Origin of the sequence: Pleomorphomonas sp. NRK KF1 (assembly GCF_023721755.1) — a bacterium.
Classification (GTDB): Bacteria; Pseudomonadota; Alphaproteobacteria; order Rhizobiales; family Pleomorphomonadaceae; genus Pleomorphomonas.
In genome coordinates, this window is sequence record NZ_JAMDLH010000003.1 from 397,096 (window position 1) to 413,339 (window position 16,244).

At 65.8% G+C, this 16,244-nt stretch carries 14 protein-coding genes; 8 read left to right on the forward strand and 6 right to left on the reverse strand.

The features are described from left to right. Positions 1-43: 43 nt before the first annotated feature. Together M4J39_RS11200 and M4J39_RS11205 are read right to left on the reverse strand one after the other, a co-directional pair. Complete coding sequence (locus M4J39_RS11200) at positions 44-1,144, reverse strand: quinone-dependent dihydroorotate dehydrogenase (RefSeq protein ID WP_251727920.1); 1,101 nt, start codon at positions 1,142-1,144, stop codon at positions 44-46. Then, the gene (locus M4J39_RS11205) at positions 1,141-1,494 is read right to left on the reverse strand and encodes a DUF952 domain-containing protein (RefSeq protein WP_251727921.1); all 354 of its coding nucleotides are present in this window, start codon (positions 1,492-1,494) and stop codon (positions 1,141-1,143) included. The genes M4J39_RS11200 and M4J39_RS11205 overlap by 4 nt, the downstream gene beginning before the upstream one ends. 173 nt (positions 1,495-1,667) lie before the next feature. Here M4J39_RS11205 and M4J39_RS11210 point away from each other — a divergent pair, with 173 nt between their 5' ends. Then, the gene (locus M4J39_RS11210) at positions 1,668-2,372 is read left to right on the forward strand and encodes a thermonuclease family protein (RefSeq protein WP_251727922.1); all 705 of its coding nucleotides are present in this window, start codon (positions 1,668-1,670) and stop codon (positions 2,370-2,372) included. Positions 2,373-2,420: 48 nt separating this feature from the next. Here the strand turns inward: M4J39_RS11210 and M4J39_RS11215 are convergent, their stop codons facing one another. Further along, positions 2,421-4,085, reverse strand: a complete 1,665-nt coding sequence (locus M4J39_RS11215; RefSeq protein ID WP_251727923.1) for a lysine--tRNA ligase — start codon at positions 4,083-4,085, stop codon at positions 2,421-2,423. 175 nt (positions 4,086-4,260) lie between these two features. On the opposite strand from M4J39_RS11215, the gene M4J39_RS11220 reads away from it, so the two are divergent. The 4 genes from M4J39_RS11220 to pdeM all read left to right on the forward strand — a co-directional run bounded on the left by M4J39_RS11220 (position 4,261) and on the right by pdeM (position 8,997). Continuing rightward, positions 4,261-4,674 (forward strand): tellurite resistance TerB family protein, encoded by a 414-nt coding sequence (locus M4J39_RS11220; RefSeq protein ID WP_251727924.1) that lies wholly within the window; start codon positions 4,261-4,263, stop codon positions 4,672-4,674. Positions 4,675-4,760: 86 nt separating this feature from the next. Continuing rightward, positions 4,761-5,666, forward strand: a complete 906-nt coding sequence (locus M4J39_RS11225; protein ID WP_251727925.1) for a class I SAM-dependent methyltransferase — start codon at positions 4,761-4,763, stop codon at positions 5,664-5,666. A 113-nt stretch (positions 5,667-5,779) separates the two neighbouring features. Continuing rightward, complete coding sequence (locus tag M4J39_RS11230) at positions 5,780-8,278, forward strand: ligase-associated DNA damage response DEXH box helicase (protein ID WP_251727926.1); 2,499 nt, start codon at positions 5,780-5,782, stop codon at positions 8,276-8,278. Next, positions 8,275-8,997, forward strand: coding sequence for a ligase-associated DNA damage response endonuclease PdeM (gene pdeM, locus M4J39_RS11235; RefSeq protein WP_251727927.1), 723 nt, complete (start codon positions 8,275-8,277; stop codon positions 8,995-8,997). The genes M4J39_RS11230 and pdeM overlap by 4 nt, the downstream gene beginning before the upstream one ends. A 6-nt stretch (positions 8,998-9,003) precedes the next feature. Here the strand turns inward: pdeM and M4J39_RS11240 are convergent, their stop codons facing one another. From M4J39_RS11240 to M4J39_RS11250, 3 genes are all read right to left on the reverse strand, one after another. Next, positions 9,004-9,768, reverse strand: coding sequence for a TIGR02186 family protein (locus M4J39_RS11240; RefSeq protein WP_251727928.1), 765 nt, complete (start codon positions 9,766-9,768; stop codon positions 9,004-9,006). Between the two features lies 1 nt (position 9,769). Then, the gene (locus tag M4J39_RS11245; protein WP_251727929.1) at positions 9,770-10,693 is read right to left on the reverse strand and encodes a TSUP family transporter; all 924 of its coding nucleotides are present in this window, start codon (positions 10,691-10,693) and stop codon (positions 9,770-9,772) included. 174 nt (positions 10,694-10,867) lie between these two features. Beyond that, positions 10,868-14,353 carry a peptidoglycan-binding protein gene (locus M4J39_RS11250; protein WP_251727930.1) on the reverse strand — a complete coding sequence of 1,162 codons (3,486 nt, stop codon included), beginning with the start codon at positions 14,351-14,353 and terminating at the stop codon, positions 10,868-10,870. Positions 14,354-14,598: 245 nt separating this feature from the next. Between M4J39_RS11250 and M4J39_RS11255 the strand changes: the two genes are divergently transcribed. The 3 genes from M4J39_RS11255 to mscL all read left to right on the forward strand — a co-directional run bounded on the left by M4J39_RS11255 (position 14,599) and on the right by mscL (position 16,215). Next, positions 14,599-15,129: a MerR family DNA-binding transcriptional regulator gene (locus M4J39_RS11255; RefSeq protein ID WP_371875442.1), complete on the forward strand. Its 531-nt coding sequence runs from the start codon at positions 14,599-14,601 to the stop codon at positions 15,127-15,129. A 112-nt stretch (positions 15,130-15,241) separates the two neighbouring features. Further along, positions 15,242-15,664: a hypothetical protein gene (locus M4J39_RS11260; RefSeq protein WP_251727931.1), complete on the forward strand. Its 423-nt coding sequence runs from the start codon at positions 15,242-15,244 to the stop codon at positions 15,662-15,664. A 134-nt stretch (positions 15,665-15,798) separates the two neighbouring features. After that, the gene (mscL, locus tag M4J39_RS11265; RefSeq protein WP_251727932.1) at positions 15,799-16,215 is read left to right on the forward strand and encodes a large conductance mechanosensitive channel protein MscL; all 417 of its coding nucleotides are present in this window, start codon (positions 15,799-15,801) and stop codon (positions 16,213-16,215) included. Positions 16,216-16,244: the final 29 nt, after the last annotated feature.

The window sequence follows — 16,244 nt, forward strand, 5'->3', positions numbered from 1 at the left end:
ACGGACTTGCGCCGACCGCGCGTTCAACTCGGTCGGCGATACTTCAGATCGGGATGGGACGGCTGGCCCAGGCCCGGGTGTCCGAGCCGGCGAGCGCGCGCGCCGAGCCGATGCCGCTTCGTTCGATGCGGTTGAGCAGGTCCGTGGTGATGGCGTTGATGGCATTGCCGCCGCCATAGATGAACGCGGTGTAGACCTGAACCAGATTGGCGCCGGCGGCGATCTTCAGATAGGCGTCCTCGCCGGTCATCACGCCGCCCACGCCGATGATCGGCAGGGTGCGGCCGACCCGCTCGCGCATCTTGGCCAGCACGATCGTCGAACGCTCGAACAGCGGCTTGCCGGACAGGCCGCCCGGCTCCGTCGCCGTTGGGCCGAACACACCGCTTCGCGACAGCGTGGTGTTCGATATGACGAGACCGTCGGCGCCGCGTGCTGCAACGACGGCGGCGATATCGTCGAGTGCCGCCTCGTCGAGATCGGGCGCGATCTTGACCAGCACGGGCGTTTGCCGTCCGACGGCCGCGGTTGTTTCGTCGCGCGCCTCGATGATCCGAGCGACGAGATCCGACAGGGCGGCGCTCGCCTGCAGATCGCGGAGGCCGGGCGTGTTGGGCGAGGAAATGTTGACGGTGAAATAGGAAGCCAGGCCCGCGAAGGCCTTGATGCCCGTCACGTAGTCGGCGGCGCGATCGGAACTGTCCTTGTTGGCGCCGACGTTGATGCCGACAACACCGGGCCGTCCGCCCCGCCGCACAAGCTGTTTCAGGGCATGCGCATGCCCCTTGCCGTTGAAGCCGCAGCGATTGATCACCGCGTTCGCTTCGGGCAGGCGGAAGATACGCGGCTTCGGATTGCCGGGCTGCGGCCGTGGCGTCAGCGTGCCGACCTCGACGTGAGAAAAGCCCTGCTTCAACAGCACGTCGGCGATTTCGGCATCCTTGTCGAAGCCGGCGGCCAGCCCGATCGGATGGTCGAGGCGCATGTCGAAGAAGCTGACCGCCAGACGTTCGTCCACCACCTTCGGCAGGCCTGGCGCAAGGTTGAAGCGCATGGCGGTGACCGCCAGCGTGTGCGCCATCTCCGGATCGAAGCGCCGAAGCGCGGCGGCGCTGAACGAGCCGATCAGTTCGGAAAGGTTCATCGGCCGGTCTCCAGGTCGGGGAACTGGTGGGCACCGTCGGGCCCGAGCGGCAGCGGGACCACGAAGTCCACGGCTGAGAACTCAAGGGGTGCGTAGAGGTGCGGGAAGAGATCACCGCCACGCGAGACTTCCCACTTCAGTGCCTCGCCGAGGGCCGTCGTCTCGACACCGATCAGCAGTAGGTCGCTCTGGCCGGCGAAGTAGAGCCTTGCCGTTTCCTTCACCTGCGCGGCCGAGGAGAGGTGGATGAAGCCGTCCTCGAAGTCTACGGAGGCTCCGGCGAACACGCCGGTCGCTTCGGCCGCTTCCCAAAGTGCACGCGGGGCGATCTTGTAGACGAGACGATCCATGGGCGGGACTCCGTGAGATTGCGGCCCTGCTCTAGAACATCCGGCAGCGCGACACCACCCCGATAGGATCAATTCACCACTCGGTGCGGTACCGTCGCGGATCGGCTTGCCCCCATAACGAGAATCCAGCATTTTCCGCGGCACGCGCTCCGGCAAAGGAAACGTCTCAGACGATGGCTCGACAGAAACGGCACGGCTTTCTCATGGGGTGCATGGCGCCGCTTGTCGCCGGTTCGGCGCTGACCGCTGCGGCGCTGCTCTGGCTGTCAGGAGACGCCGAGCGGGAGGATTTGGCGAAAGCTCGACCGACCATACTCGATTTCGGCCGCCTGCCATCGCCTCCCGTCCTGAGACAGCCGCTTGCCGACAAGGCGCCACCTCCGGTCGAGGTTGTGCTCGGACGCTTTGGTGGTGAAACGCCGAGCCCGCCGGACCTGCCTCCGCCCCCGCCGGCGCCCGCCAGCTTCGAGGGCCTGTTTCCCCGTGTCACCGTGCTTGATGCCGTTCGGTTTCGGGCCATCCGAGACCGTGAAACGCTGGTCATTCACCTTGCCGGCGTCGCCGGGATTGCCTTCTCGGATACCTGCGAGGGAACGGCCGGTCGCTGGAACTGCGGCGCGCGGGCGCGTGCCGATCTTGCCAGGCTGATCGGGCCGCGATCCGTCGGCTGTGTCGGTATCGGAGCGGCTGGAGAAGACGGTGAAAGCGCCGCCGATTGTTGGGTTGGGGGGCGCAATCTCTCCCTGTTCATGGTCAGCAGGGGGTGGGCGGAGCCGATTGATCCCGCCGATCCGCTACTGGCGCCCTACGCCGCCAAGGCAAAGGAGGAGAAGCTCGGTCGTTTTGGCGACGGTGGCGTTGAAACGCTGGGCGAATAAAAAGGGCCGGCGCGACGCCGGCCCGTGATCCTGTGTTGCCGCCGCTCGTCAGTTGCGGCCGAGCGTACCGGCGAGCGCCGCGTCGATCATCGCAACGGTTTCCTTCAGGCCATAGAGTTCGACGAAGGAGCCGAAGCGCGGTCCCTTTTCCTGGCCGAGCAGCACCTGATAGAGCGTCGCGAACCATTCGAGGCTGACGCCCGGTCCGCCGTCCGGGCTCTTCTTGGCCGGGTCCTGGAAGCGCGGGAACGACCGCCCGACCGACAGCACCGTGTCCTGAATGTCCGAGCCCGGCGTGGTGACCGGCAGGGCGTCGAGCGCCTCGCGCAGCTTGGCGAGCGCCTGCCGCTCCTCGTCGTCCGGCGCGCGGAAGGTGACGAAGGGCTTCACCCGATCCTGATAATAGGCCAGCGCATAACCGCAGAGCTCGTCGAGCTTGGGATGCGTTGCCGGCGTCACGCCCGGCGAATGCCGGCCGATGTAGGCCCAGAGGGCGCCCTTGTCGTGCGCATGGCTGGCCGACACGAGGTTGAGCAGCATCGAGAAGCTGACCGGCACCGGGGTCACCGGCACGTTCCCCGAGTGGATGTGCCACACGGGGTTGGTCAGTTGCTGGTCGATGTCCATCGTCGGGTATTTCTCGAGGAAGGCGAAATACTCGTCGACGGCGCGCGGGATCACGTCGAAGAACAGCCGCTTGGCCGTCTTCGGCTTCTGGAACATGTAGAGCGCCAGACTATCCGGCGAGGCGTAGGTCAGCCACTCGTCGATGGTGAGGCCGTTACCCTTCGACTTGGAGATCTTCTCGCCGTTCTCGTCGAGGAACAGCTCGAAGTTGAAGCCGTCCGGCGGCGTGCCGCCCAGCACCTTGCAGATCCGCGACGACGTCTTGACGTTGTCGATGTGATCCTTGCCGCTCATCTCGTAGTCGACGCCGAGCGCCGCCCAGCGGAGCGCCCAGTCGGGCTTCCACTGGCACTTGGCGTGGCCGCCGGTCACCGGGGTTTCGAAGCGCTCGCCCGTCGCCGGGTCGGTCCAGACGATGGCGCCCTTCTCGACATTGCGCTCCTCGACCGGCACCTGCATGACGACTTCCGTCTTCGGATGCACAGGCAGGAACGGCGAATAGGTCTTGCGCCGTTCTTCGCGGAGAACAGGCAGCATGATCTCCATCACCGCGTCGTACTTCGCCAGCATGCGCAGCAGCATGTCGTCGAAGGTGCCCTTCTTGTACTCCTCGGTGGCCGACATGAACTCGTAGTCGAAGCCGAACGCGTCGAGGAACTGCCTGAGCTTGGCGTTGTTGTTGTGGCCGAAGCTCGGATGGCCGTTGTCGAACGGGTTCGGCACGTTGGTCAGCGCCTTGCCGAGATTGGCCCTGAGCAGCTCCGGGTTCGGCACGTTGTCCGGCACCTTGCGCATGCCGTCCATGTCGTCCGAGAAGCAGAGCAGGCGTGTCGGCACGCTGTCGCCGGTCAGCACGCGGAAGGCGTGACGGACCATGGTGGTGCGCGCCACTTCGCCGAAGGTGCCGATGTGCGGCAGGCCGGACGGACCATAGCCGGTCTCGAAGATCACCGGCTTCGAGGCGTCTTTCCGTTTCTCGATCCGCGCCACGATCTTCTTGGCTTCCTCGAAGGGCCAGGCCTTGGAGCGGCCGGCCGCGGCGATAAGCGCGGGATCGGAGAGCAGGGTGGAAGAAACGGTTGCCATCGTTTGCCTCTATTCGAGAAAACCCGGAGTTTCCGGGCGCGCGGGACAGTAGGGAGGAGGCCTTGAAAGGTCAAGGACGAGGGTATGTTTTAGGTCGATTCCGCCGAGAGGATGCTTGCGCTTTTTCAGGTGGCGTCCCAAATAGGGGCTCGTTTGACTCTTGGTCGAGGAATCCATGCACAAGCCGTTGTCCGCCCAGGAGGCGCTGATCTGGGTGATGGTCACCACCGCCATTGCCGACCGCAACATGACCGAACGCGAACTCAATCAGTTCGAGCGGCTGATCGGCTTCCTGCCGGTGTTCCAGGGTTTCGATGGTTCGGTCGGCGAAATCGCCGATGCCTGCTCGGAAAACCTGAAGTCGGTGAACGGCATCGACCACATTCTCGACCGGGTCGCCATGTCGCTGCCCGAGCGGCTCTACGAGACGGCCTATGCGCTCGCCATCGAGGTTGCCGCGTCCGACGTCGACGTCAAGCAAGAGGAACTGGTTTTCCTGCAGATGCTGGAGGACCGTTTCTCTCTCGACAAGCTGGCCGTTGCCGCGATCGAGCACTCGGCCCGCGTCCGCTATCGCAAGCTGGGGTAATTCGCGCGCTCCTCGGTGGAATCCATCTTGACGGCGGTTCGCTTTAGCGAGATGACCCGGCGCCATTTCCGCCGAGTGCCGCCATCTTGCATGTATCCTCTTCCGGGGACCTTCTCGCCGACCGCCGCTACGAATATGCCCGAGCCTACCTCGAGGCCGACGATGCCGCGGCGGCGGCCGATCTTTTTCTCCAGACCCTCGAACGCTCGCCCGGTTGGCTGCCGGCCCTGATCGGCGCGGCAGATGCCCTGGCCGCCAACGGCCGTCCGGCTGAAGCCGAGCCGCTTTTGCGCGAGGCGGCCAAGCGCGATCATGACGGGCTGTTCGGCGCGTCGTTGAGGCTTGCCGCCTTGGGCTTTGCAGAGGTTCCCGATGCTCCGCCCGCCGCTTACGTTCGCGGCCTCTTCGACGATTATGCCGATCGCTTCGAAACGGCGTTGGTGGAGGAACTTGGCTATCGGGCGCCCTGGCTGATCGCCGACCTCATCGACAAAGCGCGACCCGGTGGGCGTTTCTCGCGAGGGCTCGATCTTGGCTGCGGCACCGGGCTGATGGCCGAGGCGCTGATGGGGCGTGTCGACCACTTCACGGGCTGCGACCTGTCGCCCGAAATGATCGCACGCGCAGGTGCGGAACGTCGCTATCAAGCGTTGGCCGTCGCCGACGCGGTGGATTACCTGCGCCGTTGCGAGGGCAGCTTCGACCTTGCCACCGCTGCCGATGTGCTCGTCTATGTCGGTGCGCTCGGCGATCTCTTCGGGGAAATCTCGGCTCACCTCGCCTCCGGCTGCCTGTTCGCCTTCTCGGTCGAGGAGTCGACTGGCGACGACCTCGTCCTGCGCGACAGCCTGCGCTATGCGCACAGCGAGGCCTACATCCGGTCTGTCTCGGCGGAGGCCGGGCTCACCGTCCTCGATCTCCGCCGTGCGACCATTCGTTATGATCGCGGCGCGCCGATCGAGGGGCTGGTGGTGCTGACGGCCGCCGTGTGACGCCGCCACGACCCGACCGGAAAGGTCGGGTGCAACGTGCGCTCCGTTGGCGGAGATGAGTCCCGGACACGAATGTTCTTCACTTGTTCGCGTGAATCGGGCTTACTCCCGCTGTGACCGAGACGAATCTTCTGCCCCCCAAGTTCGAGGCCTGGTTCGCGTCGCGTGGCTGGAGCCCGCGTGCGCATCAGCTGGCATTGCTGGAGCATGGCCTTGCCGGCCGCTCGGTGCTTCTGATTGCCCCGACCGGCGCCGGCAAGACGCTGGCCGGCTTTCTGCCGTCGCTTGTCGATCTCGCCGCACGGCCGAAGTGGAAGCCGGGCACGCGTCGGCGCGGCGTCCACACGCTCTACATCTCGCCGCTCAAGGCGCTGGCCGTCGATATCGAGCGCAATCTTGAAACGCCCGTCGGGGGGATTGGGCTCGACATCGCCATCGAGACCCGGACGGGCGACACGTCCGCTTCGCGCCGGCAGCGGCAGAAACTGATCCCGCCCGACATCCTGCTCACCACGCCCGAGCAACTGGCATTGCTGCTCGCCGGTCGTGATGCCGAAACCTTCTTCGAAGACCTCAAGACAGTCGTCCTCGACGAGTTGCATGCGTTGGTCACGAGCAAGCGCGGCGACCTTCTGGCGCTCGGTCTCTCCCGGCTCCGGGCCATCGCACCGGGCATCCGTACCGTCGGCCTGTCGGCGACGGTTGCCGAGCCTGACGAGTTGCGGGCCTGGCTGATGTCGCAGGCGCCCGGCGAACCGCTCTCTCTCTCCGAGGTCGTGACCGTCGCCGGCGGCGCCCGGCCGGACATTCGGATTTTCGAGGCGGACGACTCGATCCCCTGGGCGGGCCATTCGGCCCGCTATGCCTATAAGGGGCTGTTGGAGGAGATCGATCGACGGCGCATGACGCTGATCTTCGTCAACACCCGCAGCCAGGCGGAAATGGTGTTTTCCGAGCTTTGGCGGCTCAACGACGCGAACCTGCCCATTGCCCTTCATCATGGTTCGCTCGACGTCGGCCAACGACGCAAGGTAGAGGCGGCGATGGCCGACGGCCGGCTTCGGGCGGTCGTCGCCACTTCGACGCTCGATCTCGGCATCGACTGGGGGGACGTGGACCTCGTGATCCACATCGGAGCTCCGAAGGGAGCCAGCCGCCTCGCCCAGCGCGTCGGCCGCGCCAACCACCGCATGGACGAGCCGTCGACGGCGCTTCTGGTGCCGGCCAACCGCTTTGAGGTGCTGGAATGCCAGGCGGCGCTCGACGCCAACTACATCGGTGCCCAGGATACGCCGCCGATCCGCGACGGTGCGCTCGACGTGCTCGCCCAGCATGTGCTTGGCCGGGCCGTGGCCGGCCCGTTTCGCGCCGATGATTTCTATGCCGAGGTCGCTTCCGCCTATTCGTATCGCCATCTCGACCGCGAACGGTTCGATCGAGTGGTCGACCTTGTCGCCACCGGTGGCTATGCCCTGCGCGCCTACGAGCGCTACGCCAAGATCAAGCTGACGGCCGACGGTACGTGGCGCCTGACCCATCCGCGCTTTGCCCAGGCTTACAGGCTCAATGTCGGCACCATCATCGAGAGCCCGATGCTGAAGGTTCGGCTTGGCGGCAAGGCGCGCGGGCGCGGGCCGGTGATGGGCGGCCGGCTGCTCGGTGAGGTGGAGGAGTACTTCTGTGAGCAGATGAAGGTGGGCGATACCTTTTTGTTTGCCGGCGAAGTATTGCGTTTCGAGGGCATGCGCGAGACCGAGGTGATCGTGTCGCGCGCACGGTCGAGCGACCCGCGCATCCCGGTCTATGCCGGTGGCAAGTTCCCGCTCTCCACCTTCCTCGCCGCCGGCGTGCGCAAGATGCTGTCCGACCCGTCGTCATGGGGAAAGTTGCCGGCGCCGGTGCGCGACTGGCTCGAACTGCAGCGCGATCATTCCCTGCTTCCCAGGCCCGACGAGCTCCTGGTCGAGACCTTTCCCCATCGCGGACGCTATTTTCTGGTGCTCTATCCCTTCGAGGGGCGGCTCGCCCACCAGACACTCGGCATGCTGCTGACCCGCCGGCTCGAACGCTTCGGCCAGAAGCCGCTCGGCTTCATCGCCACCGATTATGTGATCGGGGTCTGGTGCGCGGCCGACGTCGGTGGTGCGTTCGCACGAGGTGAGCCGACGCTGTCGCGCCTTCTGGAGCCGGACATGCTGGGCGACGACCTTGAGGCGTGGATGGCGGAGAGCTATCTTCTGAAGCGCATGTTCAAGTCCTGCGCCATGATCGCCGGTCTGGTCGAGAAGAACGCCATCGGTTCCCAGAAGACGGGACGTCAGGTGACGGTATCCACCGACCTCATCTACGACGTGCTGCGCGAACATCAGCCCGACCACATCCTGCTGGAGGCCGCCTGGGCCGACGCATCGTCGGGCCTTCTGGACCTCGGCCGCCTCTCCGATATGCTCTCCCGAATCAACGGCCGCATCGTCCACAAGCGGCTCGACCGCATTTCGCCCCTCGCCGTGCCGATCATGCTGGAGATCGGCGGCGAGCGGGTTGCCGGCGAGGCCGACGAAGACGTCTTGCGTCAGGCGGCCGACGAGATCATTCGGGAGGCCATGGCGTGACGGCGCTGACGGAAAGACAGGGAGACGACGACGTGCTGACCGCGGGCGGACTGGTGAACCTCAATGGCGCCGCCGTGCGCTTCGACGCCTCGGGCGTGCTCCACTGGCCGGAGGAGCGGTTGCTGGTCGTCGCCGACCTGCACTTCGAGAAGGGCTCGTCGCATGGCGTGCGTGGCCGCTTCGTGCCGCCCTATGACACACGCGCGACGCTTCGGGCGCTGGCGGAGGCCATTGGCCGCCTTCGCCCCGAACGGGTCATCGCGCTTGGTGACAGCTTCCACGACGGCGATGCCGAGCGACGCCTCGCCCCCGCCGATCTGGAAGCGCTCACGGCACTCGTCGGATCGGTCGATTGGACGTGGGTGGCGGGCAATCACGATCCGTCGCCTCCGGCCGGACTTGGCGGCCGGCCGGTCGCCGAGATCGTCATCGGGCCCCTCGTCTTCCGGCATGAGCCGCGCCCTGGCCGTTCGGCAGGCGAGGTGGCCGGTCATCTCCATCCGGCGGCCAAGGTCGGACGAGCGCGTTCGGTCCGCCGCAGAGCCTTCGTCTGCGATGGCAGCCGCTGCCTGCTGCCCGCCTTCGGGGCCTATACGGGCGGCCTCAACGTCATGGACGCGGCGTTCAAGGGACTGTTCGAGCGCTCCCGCCTCATTGCCTGGATGCTGTCGGACGGTCGCGTCTATCCAGTGCGCTCCGCCGAGTTTCTTCCCGACTGACGCCGCTCAATCCTTTCGGAAGGCCACGCCCGCCAACCATCCGGTGAGGCAGGCGACGACCACGGTGGCAAGGCCGTAAAGAGCTGGCTCCCGGTGGGCAAGATTCGTGATCGTCTGCTCGAAGCCGCCCTTCAGGATCGAGAAGTCCTGTGTCGTCTTGGCGAGAAGCACCCCGCCCGAGAACAGGTAGACGGTGGCCGTGTACCAGCCGATCGGCACGTTGGCCGGCAGCTCGATTGGCGCCCGGAACAGCTGGGACGACAGGAACTCGACGCTGCCTTCGTTGAGCGTGAACAGGCCTTGCCTCTGCATCAGCCGAAGGAAGGCGGCATCGTATTCGGTGCGGATAGGCGGCAGCGCGTCCGGCAGGCCACGCGTCGGCAGCATGTCGAAGCCCAGGCCCTGGCCGGCACGCACGCGATTGCCGGCCACGTCGACCATCGGCGCGGTGGTGGCGATGGCCAGGAAGGACGGCACGCGCGGCAACTCGCTGGACTCCCGGTTGATCCAGATGCCCGCCACCCGCTCCTTGCGGCGGGCCACCATGGAGCGAAGGGGGCCGGTCAGCGTCACGACGATCTCGTAGGGCTCGGGACGAGCCACGGTCTGCCGGTCGCGCTCCACGGTGCCGAAGATGACGACACCCGAGCCCGTGAAGTTGGATTCGATATAGACCCGCTCGGTGGAAAGTGCGGTCACCAATGTCTCCGCATGCAGGCGCGGCGAGACGACGGCGAGTATCGCGGCGGCGAGAAGGGCACGGACGATCATCTCACCACCCTCCCATCCGGCTGATCGAATAGAGTTCGTCCGGCCTCGCCACCAGGTCGACGGCAAATCTGAGCCCCACCGACAGCACGAGAAGGCCGAGGAGCAGCCGGAGCGTTTCGCCACGCAGCGACTGACCGACGCGGGCGCCGAACTGCGCCCCGACAACGCCGCCGACCATCAGGGCCAGACCTAGGATGACGTCCACCGTCTGGTTCGTGGCCGATTGCATGAAGGTGGTGAAGGCCATGGTGCCGAGGGTCTGCAACAGCGTCGTGCCGATGACGATGGTGGTGGGGACCTTCAGGAGGTAGATGAGCGCGGGCACCATGATGAAGCCGCCGCCGATGCCCAGCAGTGCGCCCAAAAAGCCGATGGATGCGCCCAGGGCGATGACCGGCAGGGCCGAGATGTAGAGGCGCGAGCGATGGAAGCGGACGCGGAGCGGCAGGCCGGCGATCCAGCTGTGCTGGCCAGGGCGGCGGATCGGGAGCGGTGTGCCTCGTTGCTTGGCGAGAATCGCCCGGACGGCCTCCACGACCATCAGCATGCCGATGGTGCCGAGGAAGGCAACGTAGGAAAGAGCGATGACCACGTCGAGCTGGCCGACTCCGCGCAGAGCGCCGTAGACCCAGACGCCGATTGCCGAGCCGATGATGCCGGAAAGCGTGAGGAAGAGACCGAGCTTCAGGTCGACCGTCTTCTTGCGCAAGTAGGCGAGAACGCCCGAGGTCGAGTTGGCGACGATCTGCGACGACACCGACGCGACGGCGACGGCTGGAGAGATGCCGGAGAAGATGAGGAGCGGGGTCAGCAGGAAGCCGCCACCCACGCCGAACATGCCGGACAGGAAGCCGACCGCCGCACCCATTCCGAGCAACAGGAAGAGGTTCATCGGCATTTCGGCGATCGGCAGGTAAAGATCCACGGCCCGTCATCCGTTTAAAGGCGGTTGGCGGCCAGTATTAGCTCCTAACCCCTTGCGAAAGTGCAACGGAACAGCTTGTGTCACGCCTTTCCGGCGAAAAAACGCTTCGATGTGGCAAAAAGAAAACCCCGGGGAGCCGAAGCACCCCGGGGTCGAAGCCTGACGTCGGACCGACTAGATGGTCGGCATGCCCAACGCCTCGATCAGCGCCTTGTCGATCTCGCCGGTGGCGGGTAGTCCCTTCGACGTCTGGAAGGCGGCGATGGCGTCGCGTGTCTTGCGGCCCATCTTGCCGTCGGCCGGGCCAGCGTCGAAGCCGAGGCTCGTAAGGATGGCCTGAGTCCGGGCAATCGTCCTTGACGTGTCCACCGAGGCAGTGTGCTCGGCGGGCGCAGCCCAGGCCGGATCGGTCGGCGGCACGTCCTCGGCCTTGGCGTTGAGAGACTTGGGGACCCATGTTTCGACGGCGAGGCGGGCGCGGGCAAGGTCGTCCTTGGAAAGCACCTGGGCGATGTCGTCACGCTTCTTGGCGCTGTCGGCGTCGCCACCGGTGGCCGCTAGAGCGAACCACTTGTAGGAGGTGGCAAGGTCACGCGGCACACCAAGCCCACGGGCGTAGAGAATGCCGAGGTTGAACTGGCTGTCGCGAATGCCGTGCTCGGCGGCATCCTGGAACCACTTGGCCGCTTGCGCATAATCGGGCGTGCCGAGGCTGCCTTCGGCGTTGATCACCGCGAGGTTGTGCATGGCCTTGGCGTTACCGAGGGCGGCGGCCTTCGTGTACCATTCGGCGGCCGTCTTGGCGTCGCGTGCCGTACCTATGCCCTTCTCATACAGGCTGCCGAGCCGATATTGAGCCGGCGCAAGACCAGCCTCGGCCGAACGGCGATACCAGTCTATGGCGGCCGACAGATCCTGCGGCACGCCGCGACCGTCCGCGAAGCGGGAGGCGACCTCGAAGGCGGCCAGCGGATCGCCGCTGGCGGCCGCGTCACGCAGCGCCTTCGAGCCCAAGGCATCCGGCAAGCTGGGAGGCGGCGTAACAGCGAGAGCCGTCGGCGTCTCGATCGAGGCCTGCGGGGACTCGGAGGTCGGAACGAAGCCGTCGGTCGGGAGCGTGGACGGCGTCTGCGAAAAACCGGAGGGGGGCGTCGTGACCTGCGGAGGCGGCGTCATCTCGGCGCCGGCGGGCGGCATGGTCGCCGGAGCGGCTTCCGATGTTGGTCCTGCCGGTTGCGGCTCGGCGGCGGAAGGCTCAGCCAGAGGCGCCGCCGGGGCAGGCGCCTCAAGGGTAGGCGCTTCCGGAGCCGATGAGGTGGACGCCGTCGGTTCCGATGCGGCGGGCGCTTCCGTAGGCACTGCGTCGGATGCCGAGAAGCGGTGCAACGTATCGGTGGCGATCTTGGCAAGGCCGAGCGCGATCAGAACGACGGCGGCGGCCATCACCGCCTTGCGCAGATTGAACCTGGCCTTCGGCAAGGCAAAGCGCGACTTCCCGCTGGCCGGAGCGTCTTCCCTGCCGGTTTCCTCCTGTACCCCGCTGCCGGCCGCCTGGGCGGCCCGCCGGGCGGCGGCGATGAAATCGGCCTTGGTCGGCGTACGCGTCGTGTCGGACACGGCCGGTCGTTCGGCCGTCGGCGCCGACTTCGGCAGGCGGGGCTTTCCCGACCCGGGTTCGAGCGGCTTGTTGACGTCGAAGCCGGGCGGCAGCTGCGGTTCGTCGATATCCGCTCGCTCGGGCTTGCCGAGCTGCGGCTCGACGCGTGGCGCGGGCGACGGCTTGCGACCGAAGATGCGCGGCAGGTCTTCGCTTTCCTCGTTTTCGGCTATTGGCGGCACCCGCCGGGTGAGCGCCTGCTCGATCTCTTCCCAATTGTCCTTCTTGGCGCGCGACGACTTGGCCTCGGAGGGGGCGGTTCGCGCGCCGTCCTCGCCGACTTCCCGCAGCGCCAGCCGCTCTACCGTCTGCCCGATGGCGAGCAGAAGGCCGCGATCGCGTTCGGCGTCGGCTCTCAGATCCTCGCCGAGGCGATTGATGCCGGCCTCGACGTTGGCGAGGCGAGCGGGGGCGTCCTCACCGTTCCGGCCGGCAACGGCGGCAACGCGATCGGCAATGGCCTCCACCGACAACGAACTCGACATGGTCGCGTCGAGCCGCTCAAGCGCTTCGGCCAGGGCGGCGATTTCGTTCGGCCGGGTTTCCAGCCGGCTGGCAATATCGGCGATCCGGCTTTCGAGCCGCTCGAAGGCGGCGGCGCCGATTGCGGGAGCGTCCAGTCGGTCTAGCCGCTCGACCAGTGTCCGCACGTCGGAGGCGAGACTGGCATCGGGACGACCGGCCGCAGCCAGTACGTCTTCCCTGAGGCTTTCCACTGCCCTCTCAAGGGCGGAAACGTCCTTGCTGGTCGCAAAGTCGATGTCGGCCATCGACCGCGTCAGCACGGCGATACGGTCCTCGATCTCGGAAATGCGGCCCGTGGGCACCGGTTCGGCGAGCTTGGCCTCGATGCGGGACAAGGCCGCCGCAAGGTCGTCCGGCAGGCCGCTGGCCGCCGGCCGGAGCTGGGCTTCCAGCGACCGGCCGAGTTCGGCGAACCTCTCGTCGAGGGCGCGGATGGCGGCGGCATCGAGAGCCACGCCGGGACGGTCAAGCGATAGACGCAAGCCGTCGATTTCCTCGGCAAGGCGTGGCAGCCCTTCGGTCGAACGGGCAATGCGCTCGATGGAAACCGACTGCCGCTCCAGCTCATGGGCAAAGCGCGGAAGCTGTTCGGAGCGCTGGGCGACTTGCGACAGCGTGGCGTTTTGCCGGTCGAGACCGTCCTTCCAGAGCGAGAAATCGCCGACGTCGCGCTCGATGGCGCGGATGCTGCCGGCGACATCGTCGAGGCGTCGCTCGATGGCGGCGATCACTTCGCGCTTGTCGAGCTGGGCCACGGCAGCGGCGAGGTCCGACAGGCTGCGGCCGAAATCGCCGAGAACGCGCTGATCGCCAAGGCCCTGATCGAGTCGTTCGGCCAGGCGGTCAAGGCGCGACGTGATGACGCCGACCTGGTCGCCCGACGGCAATGTGGCGATCAGTCGACGGATCTCGGCAAGGCGTTGCACGAGATCGCTGACGACACGTGGATTGTCGACGGAGGCGCGAATATCGTCGAGCCGTTCCACCAGCGTGTCGAAGGCAGTCTCCAGGGATCGACCGGAACTTGCTTCGATCAGCCGCTCGACTTCGGCCCGGAGGTCGGCCACTTCCGTGGCGAGACCGTCTCTGAAGGCCGGCGTTCTTCGCCGATCGGCGTTCATCTCCTGGCTGAGGGCACGGACCCGAGCGCCGAGTTCGGCGACATCGGCTCCTTCGCTGCGACGGCCGACGCGACCGTGATCGACGGCGTCGCGCTTGCGTGAAATCTGCTCGATGGCCCGTTGCAGGTCATCGGGTTCGGAAGCACGCGGCATCGGTCTCGATACCCGCCGATCCTCGACCGGAGACAGCGTACGGATGCGCTCTCCGAGCCGATCGAGCGACGTCAGGATACGATCCACAGGATCTCCGCCCTGACGGTCGCGTTCCGATCCGTAGCCGAGCTCGCTCGGTGCCCGATCGTACTGGCTCGCTCCGCCCATTCCGCCGCTCAAACGAGACGTAGCCCGCGACGCCATGATTGTTCTCCCCGTTCGCAACGCCGTTCTCGCGGCACGAGCCGCCGGGACGGATCGCCGCCAGGATGCATTCATTGGGCAATTTGCAAAAACAGGGTAAACACCCGGTTAATCGCACGGTCGTTCTTTGCTGGTTTTTAAGCGCTCTGAACGGAATCTTACCGGAGCGCCCCGAAAACTGACGATGGCAAAGTCATGTCCATCCCGACCTTGACGTAAAGGGAAGCATGTGCGCAGTTTGACCGATGGGTAGGCAAGCCGTTCCGGCACGGCTCGGCATGGAGGGATTAGCGGTGAGCGAAAGCGACGAGCCGGCCGCCGAGGCGCAAATCGGCGCCGTCATTGCCGACAAGCTCGAGGACGACGATGGACTTCATCCACGTGGATCGTTGTTCTCCATCGGAGATCTGGCTCGCGAGTTCGACGTCACCCTGCGCACCCTGCGCTTCTATGAAGACAAGGGCCTGATCAATCCACGTCGCGAGGGGCTCAACCGGCTCTACTCCCGCCGTGATCGAGCCCGTCTCAAGCTGGTGCTGATGGGAAAGCGCGTCGGCTTTTCACTGACCGAGATCAAGGGCATGCTCGACCTCTATGATCTGCGCGACGGTCAGGTCGCCCAGCTCAAGGTCGCGCTCGATCGCTTCAACGATCGGATCGCCATACTCGAAAAGCAGAAAAAGGAAATCGAGCAGGCACTGATGGAGCTGCGCCGCACCACGTCGGTGGTGAGCGGTCTGCTGAAGGAAAAGGAAGCTGGCGCGCGGCGGAGCTGAGGCCGAGGCTCGAAGGTTTCCTGCGTTCTCGATATCGATATCGAGATTAGTTACAGCCCGAGATGGGGTGATGGGGTATTCTGGGGGCGAATGACCAACCGGGAGTCCTACCATGCGCGCGATCCTGGCAGCCCTTCTTGCACTCGGCGCCATAGGTATGCCGTTGGCCGCCGTGGCGCAAAATCCGCCGCCCGAGGAGGGCTATAGCCTTCAGCCTGCCGTCGGCGATTATCTCAAGATCGATCGCCGGACAGGCGACGTCTCCCTTTGCGCGTCGAGCGGTGGCGCCTGGTCCTGCGAACTGATCGCCGATGATCGAAAGGCGTACGAAGAGCGCATCGCCGAACTCGAAGCGGAGAACGAGAAGCTCGAAAAGCAGATCGCTGCTCTTGAGGCGCAACGCGCGCCGGCGCCGCTTCTCGACGAGGAAGACGAACGGCGTCTCCAGGAGTTTCTGGACCTCGGAGACCGCATGTTTCGCCATTTCTTCGATCTGGTCGAACGACTGCGCGAACGGGAAGAGACTCCGATCTAGCCTTCGCCCGCTTCCGTGGCGAAATCCACAGCTTTATCGGTGGAAACCCGAAGGAAGGTGCTTCGGGGAATGGCCGCCCGGCGAGCGCTGCTGCATGATCGCATTTACCCTAAGTGACAGCGGGGAGATGGGGCATGCTCAAGGAATTCAAGCAATTCGCGTTGCGTGGCAACATGGTCGACCTCGCCATCGGCGTAATCATCGGCGGCGCCTTCGGTGGCTTGGTCAACTCGATCGTTGCCGACCTGCTGATGCCTGTGATCGCGCTCATCACCGGCGGCATCGATTTCACCAACCTCTATGTCCAGCTTTCCGGGGCTCCGGTGGCAAATGATCTCGAGGCGGCCCGCAAGGCCGGCGCGACGATCGCCTACGGCAATTTCGTCACCTTGGCCATCAACTTCCTGATTATCGCCTTTGTTCTGTTCCTGGTGGTGAAAGTGATGAACCGCATGAAGAACGAGTCCGAACCGGCGGTGGAGGCGCCGCCGGAAGTACCGGCCGACATCGCGTTGCTCGCCGAGATTCGCGACCTTCTGAAGAAGGAATGAGTGGATGCTGCTGCGACCTGCCGGGTCGT